The sequence below is a fragment of the Pseudomonas sp. 1121_17 genome (assembly GCF_052850745.1).
Genome location: NZ_VXCX01000004.1, coordinates 241,356 through 258,602 on the forward strand (window position 1 = coordinate 241,356; position 17,247 = coordinate 258,602).

Annotated in this window: 19 protein-coding genes; all 19 read right to left on the reverse strand. The window is 62.6% G+C overall.

What is annotated here, in order from left to right:
• Positions 1 to 5 precede the first annotated feature (5 nt).
• Positions 6 to 746, reverse strand: a complete 741-nt coding sequence (gene fliA, locus FW789_RS11250) for an RNA polymerase sigma factor FliA (RefSeq protein ID WP_446431458.1) — start codon at positions 744 to 746, stop codon at positions 6 to 8.
• Complete coding sequence (gene fleN / locus FW789_RS11255; protein ID WP_101317883.1) at positions 743 to 1,576, reverse strand: flagellar synthesis regulator FleN; 834 nt, start codon at positions 1,574 to 1,576, stop codon at positions 743 to 745. Before fleN ends, fliA begins: the two co-directional genes overlap by 4 nt.
• A gap of 92 nt (positions 1,577 to 1,668) precedes the next feature.
• Complete coding sequence (gene flhF / locus FW789_RS11260; RefSeq protein WP_101317881.1) at positions 1,669 to 2,979, reverse strand: flagellar biosynthesis protein FlhF; 1,311 nt, start codon at positions 2,977 to 2,979, stop codon at positions 1,669 to 1,671.
• Positions 2,980 to 2,990: 11 nt separating this feature from the next.
• A complete protein-coding gene (gene flhA / locus FW789_RS11265) occupies positions 2,991 to 5,120 on the reverse strand; it encodes a flagellar biosynthesis protein FlhA (RefSeq protein WP_103436659.1) in 2,130 nt (709 codons plus the stop codon).
• 93 nt (positions 5,121 to 5,213) lie between these two features.
• Positions 5,214 to 6,356: a flagellar biosynthesis protein FlhB gene (gene flhB / locus FW789_RS11270; protein ID WP_411561991.1), complete on the reverse strand. Its 1,143-nt coding sequence runs from the start codon at positions 6,354 to 6,356 to the stop codon at positions 5,214 to 5,216.
• A gap of 2 nt (positions 6,357 to 6,358) precedes the next feature.
• Complete coding sequence (fliR, locus tag FW789_RS11275) at positions 6,359 to 7,135, reverse strand: flagellar biosynthetic protein FliR (protein WP_101317871.1); 777 nt, start codon at positions 7,133 to 7,135, stop codon at positions 6,359 to 6,361.
• Positions 7,136 to 7,141: 6 nt separating this feature from the next.
• Positions 7,142 to 7,411: a flagellar biosynthesis protein FliQ gene (gene fliQ, locus FW789_RS11280; protein WP_101317868.1), complete on the reverse strand. Its 270-nt coding sequence runs from the start codon at positions 7,409 to 7,411 to the stop codon at positions 7,142 to 7,144.
• Positions 7,412 to 7,432: 21 nt separating this feature from the next.
• Positions 7,433 to 8,188 (reverse strand): flagellar type III secretion system pore protein FliP, encoded by a 756-nt coding sequence (gene fliP / locus FW789_RS11285; protein WP_103436657.1) that lies wholly within the window; start codon positions 8,186 to 8,188, stop codon positions 7,433 to 7,435.
• On the reverse strand, positions 8,188 to 8,643 hold the full coding sequence (fliO, locus tag FW789_RS11290) for a flagellar biosynthetic protein FliO (RefSeq protein ID WP_207072642.1): 456 nt from the start codon (positions 8,641 to 8,643) through the stop codon (positions 8,188 to 8,190). The genes fliP and fliO overlap by 1 nt, the downstream gene beginning before the upstream one ends.
• Complete coding sequence (gene fliN / locus FW789_RS11295; RefSeq protein WP_101317864.1) at positions 8,644 to 9,102, reverse strand: flagellar motor switch protein FliN; 459 nt, start codon at positions 9,100 to 9,102, stop codon at positions 8,644 to 8,646.
• A 46-nt stretch (positions 9,103 to 9,148) separates the two neighbouring features.
• Complete coding sequence (gene fliM / locus FW789_RS11300; protein WP_101317862.1) at positions 9,149 to 10,117, reverse strand: flagellar motor switch protein FliM; 969 nt, start codon at positions 10,115 to 10,117, stop codon at positions 9,149 to 9,151.
• Positions 10,118 to 10,126: 9 nt separating this feature from the next.
• A complete protein-coding gene (fliL, locus tag FW789_RS11305) occupies positions 10,127 to 10,624 on the reverse strand; it encodes a flagellar basal body-associated protein FliL (RefSeq protein ID WP_103436656.1) in 498 nt (165 codons plus the stop codon).
• Positions 10,625 to 10,785: 161 nt separating this feature from the next.
• Positions 10,786 to 12,087 carry a flagellar hook-length control protein FliK gene (locus FW789_RS11310; protein ID WP_411561992.1) on the reverse strand — a complete coding sequence of 434 codons (1,302 nt, stop codon included), beginning with the start codon at positions 12,085 to 12,087 and terminating at the stop codon, positions 10,786 to 10,788.
• Positions 12,088 to 12,157: 70 nt separating this feature from the next.
• The gene (locus tag FW789_RS11315) at positions 12,158 to 12,505 is read right to left on the reverse strand and encodes an Hpt domain-containing protein (RefSeq protein WP_186698644.1); all 348 of its coding nucleotides are present in this window, start codon (positions 12,503 to 12,505) and stop codon (positions 12,158 to 12,160) included.
• A gap of 41 nt (positions 12,506 to 12,546) precedes the next feature.
• Positions 12,547 to 14,238: an ATP-binding SpoIIE family protein phosphatase gene (locus FW789_RS11320; RefSeq protein ID WP_446431459.1), complete on the reverse strand. Its 1,692-nt coding sequence runs from the start codon at positions 14,236 to 14,238 to the stop codon at positions 12,547 to 12,549.
• 8 nt (positions 14,239 to 14,246) lie between these two features.
• A complete protein-coding gene (locus tag FW789_RS11325) occupies positions 14,247 to 14,552 on the reverse strand; it encodes an STAS domain-containing protein (RefSeq protein ID WP_101317852.1) in 306 nt (101 codons plus the stop codon).
• A gap of 98 nt (positions 14,553 to 14,650) precedes the next feature.
• Complete coding sequence (gene fliJ, locus FW789_RS11330) at positions 14,651 to 15,103, reverse strand: flagellar export protein FliJ (RefSeq protein WP_411561995.1); 453 nt, start codon at positions 15,101 to 15,103, stop codon at positions 14,651 to 14,653.
• 3 nt (positions 15,104 to 15,106) lie between these two features.
• The gene (fliI, locus tag FW789_RS11335; protein WP_446431460.1) at positions 15,107 to 16,468 is read right to left on the reverse strand and encodes a flagellar protein export ATPase FliI; all 1,362 of its coding nucleotides are present in this window, start codon (positions 16,466 to 16,468) and stop codon (positions 15,107 to 15,109) included.
• A complete protein-coding gene (gene fliH / locus FW789_RS11340; RefSeq protein ID WP_103436651.1) occupies positions 16,458 to 17,219 on the reverse strand; it encodes a flagellar assembly protein FliH in 762 nt (253 codons plus the stop codon). The genes fliI and fliH overlap by 11 nt, the downstream gene beginning before the upstream one ends.
• Between the last annotated feature and the right edge of the window lie 28 nt (positions 17,220 to 17,247).

Consider the following 17,247-nt stretch of genomic DNA (forward strand, 5'->3'; position numbering starts at 1 on the left):
CGGTTTCAACGCGCTCGCCATTCACCCAGCCGGCTGCGCAGACGTGCCGCGCATTGGCTGTGCAACTGGCTGACACGCGACTCGCTGACCCCCAGCACCTCACCGATTTCTTTGAGGTTGAGTTCTTCGTCGTAGTACAGCGCCAGCACCAACCGCTCGCGTTCCGGCAGGTTGGCGATCGCATCGGTCAACGCCGACTGGAAGCGTTCTTCTTCCAGATCACGCAACGGTTCGACCTGCGCACTGGCGCCATCCTCGTGCAGACCTTCATGTTCGCCGTCCTGCAACAGGTCGTCGAAACTGAACAGTCGGCTGCCCAGGGTATCGTTCAGAATCCCGTAATAATCATCGAGACCTAATTGGAGTTCGGCAGCAACCTCGTGATCTTTAGCGTCGCGACCGGTTCTTGCTTCAACAGCGCGCATCGCGTCGCTGACCATACGGGTATTGCGGTGCACCGAACGCGGCGCCCAGTCACCCTTGCGGACCTCGTCGAGCATGGCGCCACGGATGCGGATACCGGCGTAGGTTTCAAAGCTGGCACCCTTGCTGGCATCGTATTTGTTGGAAACTTCGAGCAGGCCGATCATGCCGGCCTGGATCAGATCCTCGACCTGCACGTTGGCCGGCAAGCGCGCCAGCAGGTGGTAAGCGATGCGCTTGACCAGCGGCGCGTAACGCTCGACCAACTCGTACTGGGCGTCCTTGGAAGCCTTGCTGTACATCTGAAAACCGCTTGCACTCATAGCACTGGTCCCGCACTGGTGGGCTGCACCAGGCGCTCGACGAAGAACTCCAGATGCCCACGAGGGTTGGCAGGCAGCGGCCAGCTATCGACCTTCTGCGCGATGGCCTTGAACGCCAGCGCACACTTGGAGCGAGGGAAGGCTTCGTAGACTGCACGCTGCTTCTGCACCGCCTTGCGCACGCATTCGTCGTACGGCACGGCGCCGACGTATTGTAGGGCGACGTCAAGGAAGCGGTCTGTGACCTTGGTCAACTTGGCGAACAGGTTGCGCCCTTCCTGCGGGCTCTGGGCCATGTTGGCAAGGACGCGGAAACGGTTCATGCCATAGTCGCGATTGAGCAGTTTGATCAGCGCGTAGGCGTCGGTGATCGAGGTCGGCTCGTCGCACACCACCAGCAGCACTTCCTGCGCGGCGCGGACAAAGCTCACTACCGAATCGCCGATACCGGCAGCGGTGTCGATGACCAGCACGTCGAGGTTGTCGCCAATCTCGCTGAAGGCCTGGATCAGCCCGGCGTGTTGCGCCGGCTGCAGGTGGACCATGCTCTGGGTGCCCGAGGCGGCCGGCACGATGCGTACCCCACCAGGCCCCTGCAAGAGCACGTCGCGCAACTCGCAGCGGCCTTCGATGACGTCGGCCAGGGTGTGCTTGGGCGTCAGCCCCAGCAGCACGTCGACGTTGGCCAGACCCAGATCGGCGTCCAGCAACATGACCCGGCGGCCGAGTTCGGCCAACGCCAGGGACAGGTTGACTGAAACGTTGGTCTTGCCGACGCCACCTTTGCCACCGGTCACGGCGATAACCTGTACGGGATGCATGCTACCCATATTTGTTCTTTACCTTGTCGCGCTTGAACCGAGGCCACATGGAGGGCTGTGATTGAAGCCCTTGCTGTAGGTACTTTGCATTGTGTTCATCCTCAACCCACGCGTTTGCCGGAGTTGTGGTACAGATCAGCGAACATATCGGCCATGGCCTCTTCGCTGGGGTCTTCCTGCATTTGCACGCTGACGGCGCGGCTGACCAGTTGGTGCTTGCGCGGCAGGTGCAGGTCGTCAGGAATACGCGGGCCGTCGGTAAGATAGGCCACGGGCAGTTCATGACTGATCGCCAGGCTCAGTACTTCACCGAGACAAGCGGTTTCATCAAGCTTGGTCAGGATGCAGCCAGCCAGGCCACAGCGCTTGTAGCTGTGATAAGCGGCGGTCAGCACCTGTTTCTGGCTGGTGGTTGCCAGGACCAGATAATTCTTCGAAGCGATACCGCGCCCGGCGAGCGTCTCCAGCTGCATGCGCAGGGCCGGATCACTGGCCTGCAGGCCGGCGGTATCGATCAGCACCACACGCTTGCGCAGCAGCGGCTCCAGGGCCTGGGCGAGGGACTCGCCCGGGTCGACGTAGGTCACCGACACGTTGAGGATGCGGCCCAGGGTCTTGAGTTGCTCCTGAGCGCCGATACGGAAGCTGTCCATGCTCACCAGCGCCAGGTTCTGCGCGCCGTACTTGAGCACATAACGCGCTGCCAGCTTGGCCAGGGTGGTGGTCTTGCCCATGCCGGCCGGGCCAACCATGGCAATTACCCCGCCCTCCTCGATCGGTTCGATCTCGGGTACATCGATCATTCGCGCCAGGTGCGCGAGGATCATCCGCCAGGCTTGCCGCGGCTCGTCGATTTCGCCGGTCAGGTCGAGCAGTTCACGGGCCAGCGCACCGGTCAGGCCAACACGCTGCAGGCGCCGCCAGAGGTTGGCCTGCAGCGGTTTGCTGCCCTGCAACTGGCTCCAGGCAAGCGAGCCGAGCTGTACTTCGAGCAGTTCACGCAGGCCGGACAGCTCCGAGCGCATGGCATCGAACAGGCGCGGATCAACCGGCGCCACTGCCGGCGCAGCCGGGGCGGCGGGCTGTTCGACGTGCGGCTCGACCAATGGCTCGGAAGCGGTCAGCGAGAGGCCGGCAAACAACTGACGGTTGCCGTCATCGGCATCGCTGCGGCTGCTCAGTTCGGCCTGGGCGGTAGCGATGCGCGACTGGGTCTTGCGCAGCTCGTCTTCAAGCTCAGGGTTGGGCACCCGCGGCGCCAGCGCCGACAGCTTGTAGTCCAGTGCAGCGGTCAGCTCAACGCCGCCGGCAATGCGCCGGTTACCGATGATAGCGGCATCGGAGCCAAGCTCATCGCGGACCAGCTTCATGGCCTGACGCATATCTGCGGCGAAAAAACGCTTAACTTGCATACTCCACTACCTCAGCCGTTCGGGCCCACGGTGGCAACGATGGTGACTTGCTTGTTGTCAGGTATTTCCTGATACGCCAAAACATGCAAATTCGGTACAGCCAGACGGCCGAAGCGCGACAGCATCGCCCGGATCGGCCCGGCTACCAGAAGGATAGCTGGCTGACCTTGCATCTCCTGACGCTGGGCCGCTTCGATAAGCGAACGCTGTAGCTTTTCGGCCATGCTCGGCTCAAGAAGAACACCATCTTCCTGACCTTGCCCGGCCCTTTGCAGACTATTGAGCAAAATCTGTTCCAACCTTGGCTCCAAGGTGATAACAGGCAGCTCGGACTCAACGCCGACAATGCTTTGCACGATGGCGCGACACAATCCGACGCGAACTGCGGCGACCAGCGCGGCATTATCTTGACTCTTGCCAGCGTTGTTGGCGATAGCTTCGGCAATGCTGCGGATATCGCGCACCGGCACTTGCTCGGAGAGCAGAGCTTGCAGGACCTTGAGCAGCCCCGACAAGGAAATGACACCAGGTACCAATTCTTCAGCCAACTTAGGCGAGGCCTTGGCCAACACCTGCAACAGTTGTTGGACTTCCTCGTGGCCGATCAGTTCGTGGCAGTGCTTTTGCAGAATCTGGTTCAAGTGGGTCGCCACTACGGTGCTGGCATCGACCACGGTGTAGCCCAGCGACTGCGCCTGCGCGCGCTGGCCGATGTCGATCCAAACCGCCTCCAGGCCGAACGCCGGGTCACGCGCGGCGATACCATTGAGGGTACCGAACACCTGGCCTGGGTTGATTGCAAGCTCGCGGTCCGGGTAGATCTCGGCTTCCGCGAGGATTACCCCCATCAGGGTCAGGCGATAGGCACTTGGCTGCAGATCGAGGTTGTCGCGGATGTGAACGGTCGGCATGAGGAAGCCCAGATCCTGCGAGAGCTTCTTGCGCACGCCCTTGATCCGCGCCAGCAACTGGCCGCCCTGGTTGCGGTCGACCAGCGGGATCAGCCGGTAGCCTACTTCCAGGCCGATCATGTCAATCGGAGTGACGTCGTCCCAGCCCAGCTCCTTGGTGTCCATTGCGCGCTGTGGCGACGGCAGCAGATCCTGCTGGCGCTGCACTTCTTCCAGCGCCTTGACCGCCTTGACCTGCTGTTTGCGCCAGACCAGATAGGCACCACCGGCGGCCATTACACCGAGACTGAGGAAGGCCACATGCGGCATCCCCGGCACCAGGCCCATGACGATCATGATGCCGGCCGACACGGCCAAGGCTTTTGGCGAGTCGAACATCTGCCGGTTGATCAGCTTGCCCATGTCCTCGGAGCCCGAGGCGCGCGTCACCATGATTGCGGCGGCGGTGGACAACAGCAAGGATGGCAACTGCGCCACCAAACCGTCACCAATGGTCAGCAACGCGTAGACCTTACCGGCCTCCCCGCCCGACATGCCGTGCGAGAGGATACCGATCAGCACGCCGCCGATGAGGTTGATGAACAGGATCAGCAGGCCGGCAATGGCGTCACCGCGAACGAACTTGCTGGCACCGTCCATAGAGCCGTAGAACTCGGCTTCCTGGGCGACTTCGGCGCGGCGCGCCTTGGCCTGGCCCTGATCGATCAGGCCGGCGTTGAGGTCGGCGTCGATCGCCATCTGTTTGCCGGGCATGGCATCGAGGGTGAAGCGCGCGCTGACTTCTGAGATACGCCCGGCACCCTTGGTCACCACCACGAAGTTGATGATCATGAGGATGGCGAACACCACGGCACCGACCACGTAGTTGCCGCCGATCACCACCTCACCAAAGGCCTGGATGACCTTGCCCGCCGAGCCATGGCCCTCGTGGCCGTGCAGCAGCACCACCCGCGTCGAGGCGACGTTGAGCGCCAGGCGCAACAGCGTCGCTACCAGCAGAATGGTCGGGAACGCGGCGAAGTCCAGCGGCCGCAGGGCATAGACGCAGACCAGCAGCACCACCAGCGACAGGGCGATGTTGAAGGTGAAGAACACGTCGAGCAGGAACGGCGGGATCGGCAACATCATCATTGCCAACATCACCAACAGCAACAACGGCACACCCAGGTTGCCCCGACCGAGTCCGCTCAGGTTGCTGCGCGCGTTGCTGATTAACTGACTGCGATCCACCGCGATTCCTCTTCAAGCAAAACTTTGACGCCTGTAGAGCGCCTGCGCTGCCTTTGCAAGAAGCTGTCCAACTTTGCCAACGGGTGCCTGCGATCAGCTGTCGCGGCGCAAATCGTCCGGAATCGGCAGGTCTTTGTTCAGCGGATCAGGGCGCTTGCCCTTACCGGCGCGGTGCTGGCGGACCTGGAAGACGAACGCCAGCACTTGGGCTACCGCAAGGTACAGGCCGGCAGGGATTTCCTGCTCGATCTCGGTTGAGTAGTAGATCGCCCGCGCCAGCTCCGGCGACTCGAGAATCTGCACGTTGTGCGCGGCGCCGATCTCGCGGATCTTGAGGGCGATGAAGTCGCTGCCTTTGGCCAGCAGCAAAGGCGCAGCTCCGCCCTTCTCTGGGTCGTACTGCAGGGCAACGGCATAGTGAGTCGGGTTGGTGATGATCACGTCGGCATCAGGGATCGCCGCCATCATGCGCCGCTGCGAGACCTCGCGCTGCAACTGCCGGATGCGCTGCTTGACCTCGGGTTTACCGTCCGAATCCTTGTGCTCGTCGCGCACTTCCTGCTTGGTCATCTTGAGCTTTTTCTGCGTCTGCCAGAGCTGGAACGGCACGTCCGCCGCAGCGATCAGCAGCAGTCCCGCCGAGACCCACACCGCGCTCCAGCCGACCACTACCGCACTGTGGATGATCGCTTGCTCCAGCGACTCGTTGGCAATGGACAAAAGCGCTACACGGTCATTGAGCAGCACCATCCAGCCCACAAACAGGATCAGCACAAACTTGGCCATCGCTTTGAGCAGTTCGGTCAGCGCGTTCAGCGAGAACATCCGCTTGATCCCGGCCAGAGGATTCATCCGGCTGAATTTGGGTTGCAGCAGGCTGCCGGAGAAGATGAAGCCACCCAGAATGATCGGCGCCACAAAGGCAATCACGAACAGCATGATCAACAATGGCTGCGCCGCCCACAGCGCCTTCTGGCCTGATGCCAGCAGAAAAAGACCCATCGAGCGCTCGTCGATCAACACCTCGCGCGACAGCGAGAAATTGATTCGCATCAAGTCCATCAGGGTGTCAGCCAGATGACCGCCGAACACCAATAAGCCACCGGCGCCGGCCAAGGTCACCGCCACCGTATTGAGTTCTTTGGAACGGGCAATCTCACCTTTCTTGCGCGAGTCACGCTTGCGCTTGTCGGTGGGGTCTTCCGTCTTGTCCTGGCCGCTCTCGCTTTCTGCCATGCTCAGCGCGCCCGGGCCAGATCACGCAACCACTGCAGCGCTTCGCTGGCCAGTGCCTGGTAATGCGAGAGGATGTCGGCCAGGCCGACCCAGAACAGGCCAAGGCCGAGCACCAGGGTCAGCGGAAAACCGATCGAAAAGATGTTCAACTGCGGCGCCGCACGGGTCATTACGCCAAACGATACGTTGACCACCAGCAGCGCGGTGACCACCGGCAGAATCAACAGCACCCCAGCGCCAAATACCCAACTCAGGCGCCCGGCTATTTCCCAGAAGTGCTGGACCACTAGGGCATTGCCGACCGGCAAGGTGGTAAAGCTTTCGCTGAGCACCTCGAACACCACCAAGTGGCCGTTCATAAGCAGAAACAGGATGCTCACCAGCATGGTCATGAACTGGCTGACCACCGCCACGTTGACGCCGTTGACCGGGTCGACCATAGAGGCGAATGCCATACCCATCTGGATCGCGACAATTTGTCCGGCGATGACAAACGCCTGGAACAGCATCTGCAACGAGAAACCAAACAGCGCGCCCACCAGGATCTGCTCACCGCATAGCATCAGCCCGCGCAGGCTCAGCGGGTCGAACTCCGGCATTGGCGGCAGCCCCGGCACGATGGCCACGGTAATCGCCAGCGCGGCATACAGGCGCACCCGCGCCGGCAGCATCTTGGTGCCGAAAATGGGCATGGTCATCAGCACCGCAGTGACGCGGAACAAGGGCAGCATGAAGGTCGCTACCCAAGTGCCGATCTGCGCGTCGGTAAGCTCCAGCATCGCCGGCTAACCGATCAACTGCGGGATGCTGGTGTAAAGACCAAGCATGTATTCCATGAACTTGGTCACCAGCCAGGGCCCCACCACGATCAGCGTCACCAGCATCACCAGCAGGCGCGGCAGAAAGCTCAGGGTCTGTTCGTTGATCTGGGTAGCGGCCTGGAACATCGCCACCACCAGACCGACCAGCAGGCTCGGCACTACCAGCACGGCGACCATCAGGGCGGTCAGCCAGAGCGCATCACGGAACAGGTCAACGGCAACTTCAGGGGTCATGCCACGCTCTCCTTGACGGTGTCAGAGGCCACCGAAACTACCGGCCAGGGTGCCCATGATCAGTGCCCAGCCATCGACCAGCACAAACAGCATGATCTTGAACGGCAGCGAGATGATCAGCGGCGACAGCATCATCATACCCATCGCCATCAGCACGCTGGCGACCACCATGTCGATGATCAGAAACGGGATGAAGATCATGAAACCGATCTGGAACGCGGTCTTCAGCTCCGAGGTGACGAACGCCGGTACCAGAATGGTCAGCGGTGCCTGCTCGGGGCTGGCAATGTCGGTGCGCTTGGACAGGCGCACGAACATGTCCAGGTCGCTCTGCCGGGTCTGCGCCAGCATGAAGTCCTTGAGCGGCCCCTGGGCCTTGTCGATGGCCTGCTGAGCCGTCATCTGCTCGCTCAGGTACGGCTGCAGGGCGTCCTTGTTCACCTTGTCGAACACCGGCGCCATGATGAACAGGGTCAGGAACAAGGCCATGCCGGTGAGCACCTGGTTGGATGGCGTCTGCTGCAGGCCAAGGGCCTGGCGCAGGATTGAAAAGACGATGATGATGCGGGTGAAGCTGGTCATGAGAATGACGAACGCTGGAATGAAACTCAGCGCAGTCATGATCATCAGGATCTGCAGGCTGACCGAATACTCCTGCTGGCCGTCGGCGCCACTGGACAAGGTAATGGCGGGGATCGACAGCGGGTCGGCGGCCAGCGCCAGCGGCGCGGCCAGCAGCAGCGCCAGGGTCAACAGCATGCGCACGGCGCCGGTCATCACTTGGTGTCCTTCTGATCCTTGCCCATCAGCTCCAACAGCCGCTGGGCGAACTCTGGGGTCGCCGGGCGGGCACTGGCAGGCACCTCGACCGGCTCGGCCAGCACATGCAAAGCCTTGATGCTGCCTGGGCTGTGCCCGAGCAGGATCTGTTCCTTGCCGATCTGCACCAGCAACAGCCGGTCGCGCGGGCCGATGGTGCGACTGCCGATGATCTCGATCACCTGGCCACCGCGCGGCGCGGCGCCCTGCATGCGCCGCAGCAGCCAGGCCAGCGCGAAGATCAGGCCGACCACCAGCAACAAACCAAAGACCATCTGCGCCAGTTGCCCGCCCAGACCACCTGGCGGCGTCGCGGCGGTAACCGGGGCAGCAGCAGGCGCTTGCGAGGCAACCACCACTTCGCTGACCAGCAGCGTGGCGACAGCGGCCACAGCGCGTATCACCGGCTTCACTCAGCGCAGCTTCTTGATGCGTTCGCTAGGGCTGATCACGTCGGTCAGGCGGATGCCGAACTTCTCGTTGACCACAACCACTTCGCCATGGGCGATCAGGGTGCCGTTGACCAGCACATCCAGCGGCTCACCGGCGAGGCGGTCGAGCTCGATCACCGAACCCTGGTTGAGCTGCAGCAGGTTGCGGATGTTGATGTCGGTGCTGCCGACTTCCATCGAAATGCTCACCGGGATGTCGAGGATCACATCCAGGTTCGGCCCTTCGAGGCTGACGTTTTCATTGGGCTTGGGCGAGCTGGCGAACTCTTCCATCGGCAGACGCCCGGCGCCGCCACTGTCGGCGGCCAGCAGTGCATCGATGTCGGACTGGCCGGCATCACCGGTTTCTTCCAGCGCAGCGGCCCATTCATCGGCCAGGGCCTGGTCCTCGGCAGAGGTGATTTCGTTTTCGTTAGCCATAGTGTCCTCGACAAGCATTCAATTCGGGGTTGCGACCGGCACGCCGTCAGCGGCGCTCGATCGGATCGATGATCTGCAGGGCCAGATTGCCCTTGTGCGAGCCCAGCCGCGCCTTGAACGACGGCACGCCATTGGCGCGCAGCACAAGGTGCTCGGGCAGCTCAACCGGGATCACATCGCCCGGCTGCATATGCAGGATGTCGCGCAGTTTCAGCTGGCGGCGGGCAACCGTGGCGGTGACCGGCACGCTGACATCGAGCACGTCCTCGCGCAGGGCCTTGACCCAGCGCTCGTCCTGATCGTCGAGGTCGGACTGGAAGCCCGCGTCGAGCATCTCGCGCACCGGCTCGATCATCGAGTAGGGCATGGTCACGTGCAGGTCGCCGCCGCCGCCATCGAGCTCGATGTGGAAGGTCGACACCACTACCGCTTCACTGGGGCCAACGATGTTGGCCATGGCCGGGTTGACCTCGGAGTTTATGTACTCGAAGTTGACCGGCATGATCGCCTGCCAGGCTTCCTTGAGGTCAACGAAGCACTGATCCAGAACCATGCGCACCACGCGCAGCTCGGTCGGGGTGAACTCGCGCCCCTCGATCTTGGCGTGACGCCCGTCACCGCCAAAGAAGTTGTCGACCAGCTTGAATACCAGCTTGGCGTCGAGAATGAACAACGAGGTGCCGCGCAACGGCTTGATCTTGACCAGGTTGAGGCTGGTGGGCACGTACAGCGAATGGATGTACTCGCCGAACTTCATCACCTGCACACCACCGACCGCCACATCGGCGGAGCGGCGCAGCAGGTTGAACATGCTGATCCGGGTGTAGCGGGCAAAACGCTCGTTGATCATTTCCAGGGTCGGCATGCGCCCGCGCACGATCCGATCCTGACTGGTCAGGTCGTAGCTCTTGATGCTGCCGGGGTCGGCAGCACTTTCGGTCTGTACCAGGCCATCGTCGACGCCATGCAGCAGCGCGTCGATCTCATCCTGGGACAGCAGGTCCTGTACGGCCATTACGGACTCCTACTGCAACACGAAGTTGGTGAACAGCAACTGGTCGATGACCGGTTTGCCGACTTCTTTTTGCGCCACTTCCTGGACCACCGCAGTGGCCTTCTGGCGCAGCATCTCCTGGCCCACCGAACTGCTGGCCAGGGTGTCGAAGCCTTGTCCCGAGAACATCATCACCAGGTTGTTGCGGATCACCGGCATGTGCACCTTGAGTGCGTCGATGTCAGCCTGGTTACGGCCCTGCAGGGTGATGCTGACCTGCATGTAGCGCTGGCGGCCATTCTGGTTGAAATTGACCACAAAGGCCGGCGCCAGCGGCTCGTAGATCGCTGCCGGCTTGACGTTGGCCAGGGCCGGGTCGGTGGCTGGCGCCGCTTCGCTCTTGTGCATGATGAACCAGGTAGCGCCCACCGACAGGCCAACCGCCAGCAGCAGTGCCACTACCAACAGCAGGATCAACTTGAGTTTGCCTTTTGCGGCGGGGTCTTTCACTGCTTCGCTCTTCGCCATGCCAATAATCCGTCGTCCATCAGGGGTTCGTAGGTGGATGACGTGGCTTGAGCAAGTGTTATGCCAGATATTGCAACGTAGACAAAACGCCGGGCCCGCCCGTCGTCACCCAACAGAGTGACGGCAGACTGGCTCGGCGTTCGGGATCAGCAAAGGCTGGGTCAGGCGTAGTAATCGACTGCGCTGTCGCCGATCACCACTTGCTGCTCGGCCGTGCGTGAAGCCTCGCTCAGCTCGCCTTGTTCACCCTGCTCAGCCGCAGCGGCGGCGCCGCGCCGTGCCGCCACACCGGACAGCTGCGATGCCTCTTGCTGCGCCTGCTGTTGCTGACCGCGGGACTGATCGGCAACGTTGACGTCAGGCTGGGCCAGGCCCTGCTGCGCGAACAATTCACGCAAACGGTGCAGCTGGCTGTCGAGGCTGTCACGCACGCCGGCGTGACCACTGACGAAGGTAATCTGCGCGGCTTGGTCGGTGGCAATATTGACGCGGATGTCCAACCGACCCAGTTCGGCCGGCTCAAGCTGGATATCCGCCGACTTGAGGTTCTGGCTCGACAGGTACATGACCCGGTTGACCAGGCCTTCGGTCCAGGCGCCCTGGTTCATTGCCAACGGCTGTTGCAGCGGGCTGGGGTTGACCGGCACGGCGTTGGCGGTCTTGGCGGTGGCGGCCTGGGTCAGCGTGGCCAGGCGGTCAGCGAAGTTGTCGACGCGGGTATCACTGCTGGCGCTCTTGATGTCTTTCAGGCCGTCCTCGATCAGGCTGCCGAAGGCTTTGTGGCCTGACTCGGACTTGTCGCCTTCGTGCTCACCTTTCTCGACTACGTTCGCCAAGGTATTGACGGCAGCCTGGTTGCCGTCTGCCGGTGCCTTGCCAGTTTCTGACTGATTGGCCGCATGCGCCGAGGTCGTGCCTTTGGCCTGAGCACTGTGCTCAAGTGCAAAGCGCAGGCTTGGCAGGCCTGCCAAGGCGTCAGCTTCGGGGTCGAACGCAGCCTCGGCCGGCTCGCCGGTTTGCGGCGCTGCAGTTGCCGGCACACCCGCCTGCAAGACGGGAGCAATCGCCTGCGCCTGAGCCTGGATCAGTTGGGCACCGGCTGGGGCGTCGGTGACCTGGCCAGCAACCAGGCTGGCATCCACAGAAGCCTTGTTATCGCCGTCAGTGCTGGCGTCGGCCTGCTGCACCGGGTCGCTGCCTGGCAAGTTATTGCCGTCAGCGGCAACCTCAGGCTTGTCTGCGGTCTCGGCCTTGCCGGCCGAGGCGGCGTCGGGCTTGTCCTTCGGCTTGGCCGGGGCTACCTTGTCGTCACGTTGGCCGACACTGTCGCGGGCCTGCTTTGCCATCACTTGATCAAAGCCTTTATCCTGCGCAACAGCGGCCACTGGTGGCTTATCGGCGCCTACCCGGGTCTGCTTGATGGGGGCGCTGGCTTGGATCAGTGGGTTGGGTGCGACAGGCATCGAGGGTCTCCGCGCCGGCTTGCGGCAAAATCGTCTGCACAGAGACAGGCAAGACTCGCGCCAGTTTTGCTCAACTGCCGGAAACGCGCTCACATTCGAGTAGGTAGAAGCACTTCACCTGGCGGTATTCGGAGTCGATACGGTTGACCAGGTCTTCAACACCATAGGCCGGTGACTGCTTGACCCGCTCTTCGAGCTGCTGGCAAAGGGCGGCCAAACCGACCGCACCCATGTTGCTGCTGCTGCCCTTGAAGCTGTGCGCGGCCATGCCCAACTCACTGGCATTTCTCGCGCCATGCAATTGGCTCAGGCGCCGCTCGGAGTCTTCCAGAAAAATCTCCAGCAGTTGCTGATAGCCACCCTCCATGATTTCCTGCAAGTCACGCAGGACCCGCTGATCGATGTGCATGTCCATCATCCGTTCACTCCCTGTTGAGGCGGCTGGGCCTGGCAGCGTGCTCACCAGAGCACCTCTACCTTGGCGCATCGACCGCCCTCGATCCATTGTGCATCCTGACTCAGGCGCCGCACCAGCTGTATTCCGCGCCCACTGAAGGCATCCTGGCGTGGCAGCCGTGCCAGCACCTGCTCGACATCGAAGCCGACACCGCTGTCACGGATTTCAATGATCAGACGCCCTCCTCGCTCCCAGGGTTCAACCTTGAGATCTATCCGAATGTAACCGTCGACCTGCTGCGCAAGTCGCTCACCGCGCAACCGGTAAAACTCCGCAAACCCTGCCGCATCGCCCTTTAGCGCTGAATCAAGGCCGAGCACGCCGTGTTCCAGGGCATTGCTATAGAGCTCGGCAAAGACGCTGTGCAAATGTCCGGCAAGCGGTCGCAGGCCATGGATTTCCTGTAGCAGCTGCAGCAGTTGCGGAACTGGGTTGACCCACCGCAACGTCTCGCCGCGCAGCTCGAAGCCTAACGACCAATCGAGCGGGCTGCTGCGCCCCCTATCGGCATGACCGGCATTGGCGGGTAAATCCGCGGCTGGCTCGAGCATGCGGATATCACACAGGCTGACATCATCCCGAGCGCGTCCACCAAACGCCTGCAAGGCTTGCAGCAGCTCCTCGAACAACAGTGCGGGGGTGCGGTTCAGGGCGATCACCTGCTGCAGGCGCTCAACCCCAAACAGTTGCCCGCCGGCGTTGCTGGTCTCGATTACACCATCGGACAGGAGCAACAGCCGCTCACCTGGCGCCAGCGGCATCACCTGGGTACGGTCATCGAAGCGTTCCGGGGCCAGTACACCCAGCGGTAGCTGGGTAGACGGCAAGCTCGCCAGCAATTCGCCGCTGGCCGCCAGATGATAGCCATCGGGCATCCCGCCACCCCAGAACTCCACGGTGCCGCGCTGATAACTGATGTTCAGCAGCAACGCACAGCAAAACATGTCTACCGGCAGGATGCGCTTGAGCTTGGCGTTCATTTCGCGCAGCGTCTGCGCCAGACCATAGCCCTTGCCGGTCATGCCATAAAACGCCTCTGCCAGCGGCATGGCGCCGACCGCTGCAGGCAGGCCATGGCCGGTAAAGTCACCCAGCAGAACATGCAGGTCACCCGACGGCGTGTATGCCGCCAGCAGCAGGTCGCCATTGAACAGCGCAAAAGGTGACTGCAAATAGCGGATATTCGGCGCCTGCAGGCAGCCGGTATGGGCCACCTTGTCGAATACCGCCTTGGCCACACGCTGCTCGTTGAGCAGATGCTGGTGGTGCAGGGCTATTTCGTCGCGCTGCTCGAGGACCTTGGCCTGCAACCTGTGCAGGCGCTCCATGGCGCCGATCTTCGCCGCCAGAATCACCGCACTGTAGGGTTTGGCGATGAAGTCGTCACCCCCGGCTTCAAGACAGCGCACCAGCGCCTGCTCCTCGCTCAGTGACGTGAGAAAGATGATCGGCACCAGGGTCTCGCCGGCCAGCGCCTTGATCTGCCGCGCGGCCTCGAAGCCATCCATCACCGGCATCAAAGCGTCGAGCAGCACCAGTTGCGGCCGGTGCTGGCGAAACAGCGCCACCGCCTCGGCGCCGTTTTCGGCCGTCAACACCTGATGACCCTGGCGGCGTACGATCTGCGCCAGCAACAGGCGATCGGCAGCGCCATCCTCGGCAATCAGCACGTGCAAGGTGGCTTCAGCCGGCATGAGCGCGGTCAACTGATGTCGAACAGTTTTTCGAAGTTGGAGATCGCCAGGATCTTGCGCACATCGGCTGTGGCGTGCACCACGCGCACGTCGGAGTCGTCACCGCCAACATGGTCGCGCAACAGCAACAGCATGCCCAGCGCAGAACTGTCCAGATAGGTCGCCTCACTCAGGTCGACCACGACCTGCTCGGGCCGGCCGTTCTGCCGCTCGTAAGCATCGCGAAACGCCTGATGCTTGGCGAAATCGAAACGGCCCTTGATCGCAATCGTCAGCTTCTTGCCGTCGGGGGAAAGCGTAGGTTCCACTGCCATGCTAGCGATTCCTTCGATGATGGCGGATGCAGCTTCAGAAGGTTTAGAAGACGCGCCGACAAGTTGCAAGCGACAGCGCCAACAAACTCGACAATGCCCTAGTAAGCGCTGGATCGCGGCAGGCGCTGGGACAGCTCGTCCAGCAGCTTCTGCTCGCGCTTGTCTTCGAGCCGGCGCGCCTCGTCCATGTAGCGCTGCACCAGCTTGCGCAAGCCCTCAACCCGGGCGTAAGCCTGCTGCCATGTGGCACGGGCATTGTTGAGGTTGCCCTGGTGCCAGGCCAGGCTCTGCCGCTGCTGGGTCATGGCCGTTTCCAGCTGGGCCAGAAAGCGCTGATAGTTGAGCAGCCAGCTGCCGTTGACGCCCTGCCCACCGCGGTTGATCCACTGCAGCTGGTAGTCTTCGCGAAAGCGCTCGAGCTCGGCCAGCTTGGCCTGGGCCTGGGCTACCTGCTGCTGGAAGTGACCAAGGCGCTGGACCGCTTTGCGCTCAGCCTCTTCGGCAATGTTCACCACCGGCGCCAGGCGCGCGGCACGGCTTGGCGTGCTCATGGCTTAGCCACCGCCTGTGGGCGTGGCAAACACGCCGGCCAACTGCTCACGGCTCTGCGTGCCGCTGACGTTTTCGTCCAGGCCCTGACGCAGGAAGCCGACCAGGCGCGCCTGCAAGGCAATCGCCAGGTCGGTCTCGGGATCGCCGCCTGCAACATAAGCGCCCACGCTGATCAAGTCGCGGCTCTGCGACAGGCGCGACCACAACTGCTTGAATTTCTGCGCTTGGCGCAAGTGATCGGAGTCTACTACCTGCGGCATGACCCGGCTAATCGAGGCTTCGATGTCGATCGCAGGGTAATGACCTTCTTCAGCCAACCGCCGCGACAGCACAAAGTGGCCGTCGAGCACACCCCGCGCCGCATCGGCGATCGGGTCTTGCTGGTCATCACCTTCGGACAGCACGGTATAGAAGGCCGTGATCGAGCCACCGCCGGCCTCGCCATTACCGGCGCGCTCGACCAGCTTGGGCAGCTTGGCGAAGACCGACGGCGGGTAGCCGCGGGTCGCTGGCGGCTCACCGATGGCCAGGGCGATTTCGCGCTGGGCCTGGGCAAACCGGGTCAGCGAGTCCATCAGCAACAGGACATTCTTGCCCTTGTCGCGAAAGTATTCCGCGATGCGCGTGCAGTACATCGCAGCGCGCAGGCGCATCAGCGGCGCATCGTCGGCCGGCGAGGCGACTACGACCGAACGCTTCAGACCTTCCTCACCAAGGATATGTTCGATGAACTCCTTGACCTCCCGCCCCCGCTCGCCGATCAGGCCGACCACGATGATTTCGGCTTCGGTGAAGCGCGTCATCATGCCCAGCAACACCGACTTACCGACGCCGGTACCAGCGAACAGACCCAGGCGCTGGCCGCGGCCGACGGTAAGCAGACCGTTGATGCTACGGATGCCGACATCCAGTGGCTGGCTGATCGGGTCACGGTTCAGCGGGTTGATGATCGGCCCATCGATCGGCACCCAATCTTCGGCCTTCATCCCACCTTTGCCATCCAGCGCCCGGCCAGCGCCATCGAGCACCCGGCCAAGCATGCTCATGCCCATCGGCAGGCGCCCGCTGTCATCCAGCGGCACCACCCGCGCGCCCGGCGCGATCCCGGCAATGCTGCCAACCGGCATGAGGAACACCTTGGTCCCGGCAAAGCCCATCACCTCGGCCTCGACCTGCACCGGGTGGTAGCTGTCGTCGTTGATCACCAGGCAGCGACTGCCGACTGCGCCGCGCAGGCCTTCGGCCTCAAGCGTCAGGCCGACCATGCGCAACAGGCGACCCTCGACCACCGGCTGCTCAGGCAGGCTGATCGCCTCGGCGTAGCCGCCCAGGCGCTTGCCGAAGCTGGTGCGGTCAAGGCGCATCGGTGCTGCCCAGGTCCAGGCTGATATCGGCAGGCGCCGGATGCAGCGCCTGATCGTGCAACTGATCGAACAGCTGCGCTACGGCCTTCTCGATGCGGGTTTCCATGCTGGCGTCGATGCGGCTGTGGGCGGTTTCGATACGGCACCCGCCGGGCAACAACGCTTCGTCTTCAAGGATTTTCCAACTCTCTTCGTGGCGTTCGCGCAGGGCCTTGGCCAGTTCGAAGTCCTGCGGATTGAGGTGGATGCGAATATTGTCGGCGCCCATCGGCAGCAGCTTCAGCGCGCTGCGCAGCACCTGGGTGATCTGGCTCGAATCAGTGCGTAGCTCACGGCCGATGACCTGCCGCGTCATGTGCGCCACCAGGTGCACCAGCGAGCGCTCGATCTGGGTGTCCTGCTCGGCAATCGGCTCCAGCAGATGCGCCATCAACTGCTCAAGCTCACCCAGCTTGGCGGCGAGGGCTTCTTCGGCTTCCTGGCGGACCTTGAGCTGAGTGCTGTGGAAACCCTCGCGCTCACCAGTGGCAAAGCCTTCGTTGTAGGCTTCCTGGCGAATCGCTTCGAGCTCTTCGAGGGTCAGCGGCTGGACCTCGTCGAGGGGCACCTCTTCGATTTCCGGCTCGATGACTTCAGGCTCAGGCTCCGGTGCTGGCGCAGGCGCAGGGTCAAAGCTGGGCAGCGCCCAGACATCGACGCCTTCTAGGTCGCGGGCACGGATCAGGTCGCTGGGGTGTTCGGTGGTGGACATGCTGTGGGGCTCTCAAAAACCATGTTCG

Coding starts and splice junctions, on each gene's coding strand:
- FW789_RS11320 (WP_446431459.1), bottom strand. CDS start 14,238: ATGCCGGCTGAAGCCACCTTGCACGTGCTGATTGCCGAGGATGGCGCT.
- fliQ (WP_101317868.1), bottom strand. CDS start 7,411: ATGACCCCTGAAGTTGCCGTTGACCTGTTCCGTGATGCGCTCTGGCTG.
- flhB (WP_411561991.1), bottom strand. CDS start 6,356: ATGGCAGAAAGCGAGAGCGGCCAGGACAAGACGGAAGACCCCACCGAC.
- fliP (WP_103436657.1), bottom strand. CDS start 8,188: ATGACCGGCGCCGTGCGCATGCTGTTGACCCTGGCGCTGCTGCTGGCC.
- fleN (WP_101317883.1), bottom strand. CDS start 1,576: ATGGGTAGCATGCATCCCGTACAGGTTATCGCCGTGACCGGTGGCAAA.
- FW789_RS11315 (WP_186698644.1), bottom strand. CDS start 12,505: ATGATGGACATGCACATCGATCAGCGGGTCCTGCGTGACTTGCAGGAA.
- flhF (WP_101317881.1), bottom strand. CDS start 2,979: ATGCAAGTTAAGCGTTTTTTCGCCGCAGATATGCGTCAGGCCATGAAG.
- FW789_RS11325 (WP_101317852.1), bottom strand. CDS start 14,552: ATGGCAGTGGAACCTACGCTTTCCCCCGACGGCAAGAAGCTGACGATT.
- fliJ (WP_411561995.1), bottom strand. CDS start 15,103: ATGAGCACGCCAAGCCGTGCCGCGCGCCTGGCGCCGGTGGTGAACATT.
- fliN (WP_101317864.1), bottom strand. CDS start 9,102: ATGGCTAACGAAAACGAAATCACCTCTGCCGAGGACCAGGCCCTGGCC.
- fliL (WP_103436656.1), bottom strand. CDS start 10,624: ATGGCGAAGAGCGAAGCAGTGAAAGACCCCGCCGCAAAAGGCAAACTC.
- FW789_RS11310 (WP_411561992.1), bottom strand. CDS start 12,087: ATGCCTGTCGCACCCAACCCACTGATCCAAGCCAGCGCCCCCATCAAG.
- fliR (WP_101317871.1), bottom strand. CDS start 7,135: ATGCTGGAGCTTACCGACGCGCAGATCGGCACTTGGGTAGCGACCTTC.
- fliA (WP_446431458.1), bottom strand. CDS start 746: ATGAGTGCAAGCGGTTTTCAGATGTACAGCAAGGCTTCCAAGGACGCC.
- fliI (WP_446431460.1), bottom strand. CDS start 16,468: ATGCGCCTTGACCGCACCAGCTTCGGCAAGCGCCTGGGCGGCTACGCC.
- fliM (WP_101317862.1), bottom strand. CDS start 10,117: ATGGCCGTACAGGACCTGCTGTCCCAGGATGAGATCGACGCGCTGCTG.
- fliH (WP_103436651.1), bottom strand. CDS start 17,219: ATGTCCACCACCGAACACCCCAGCGACCTGATCCGTGCCCGCGACCTA.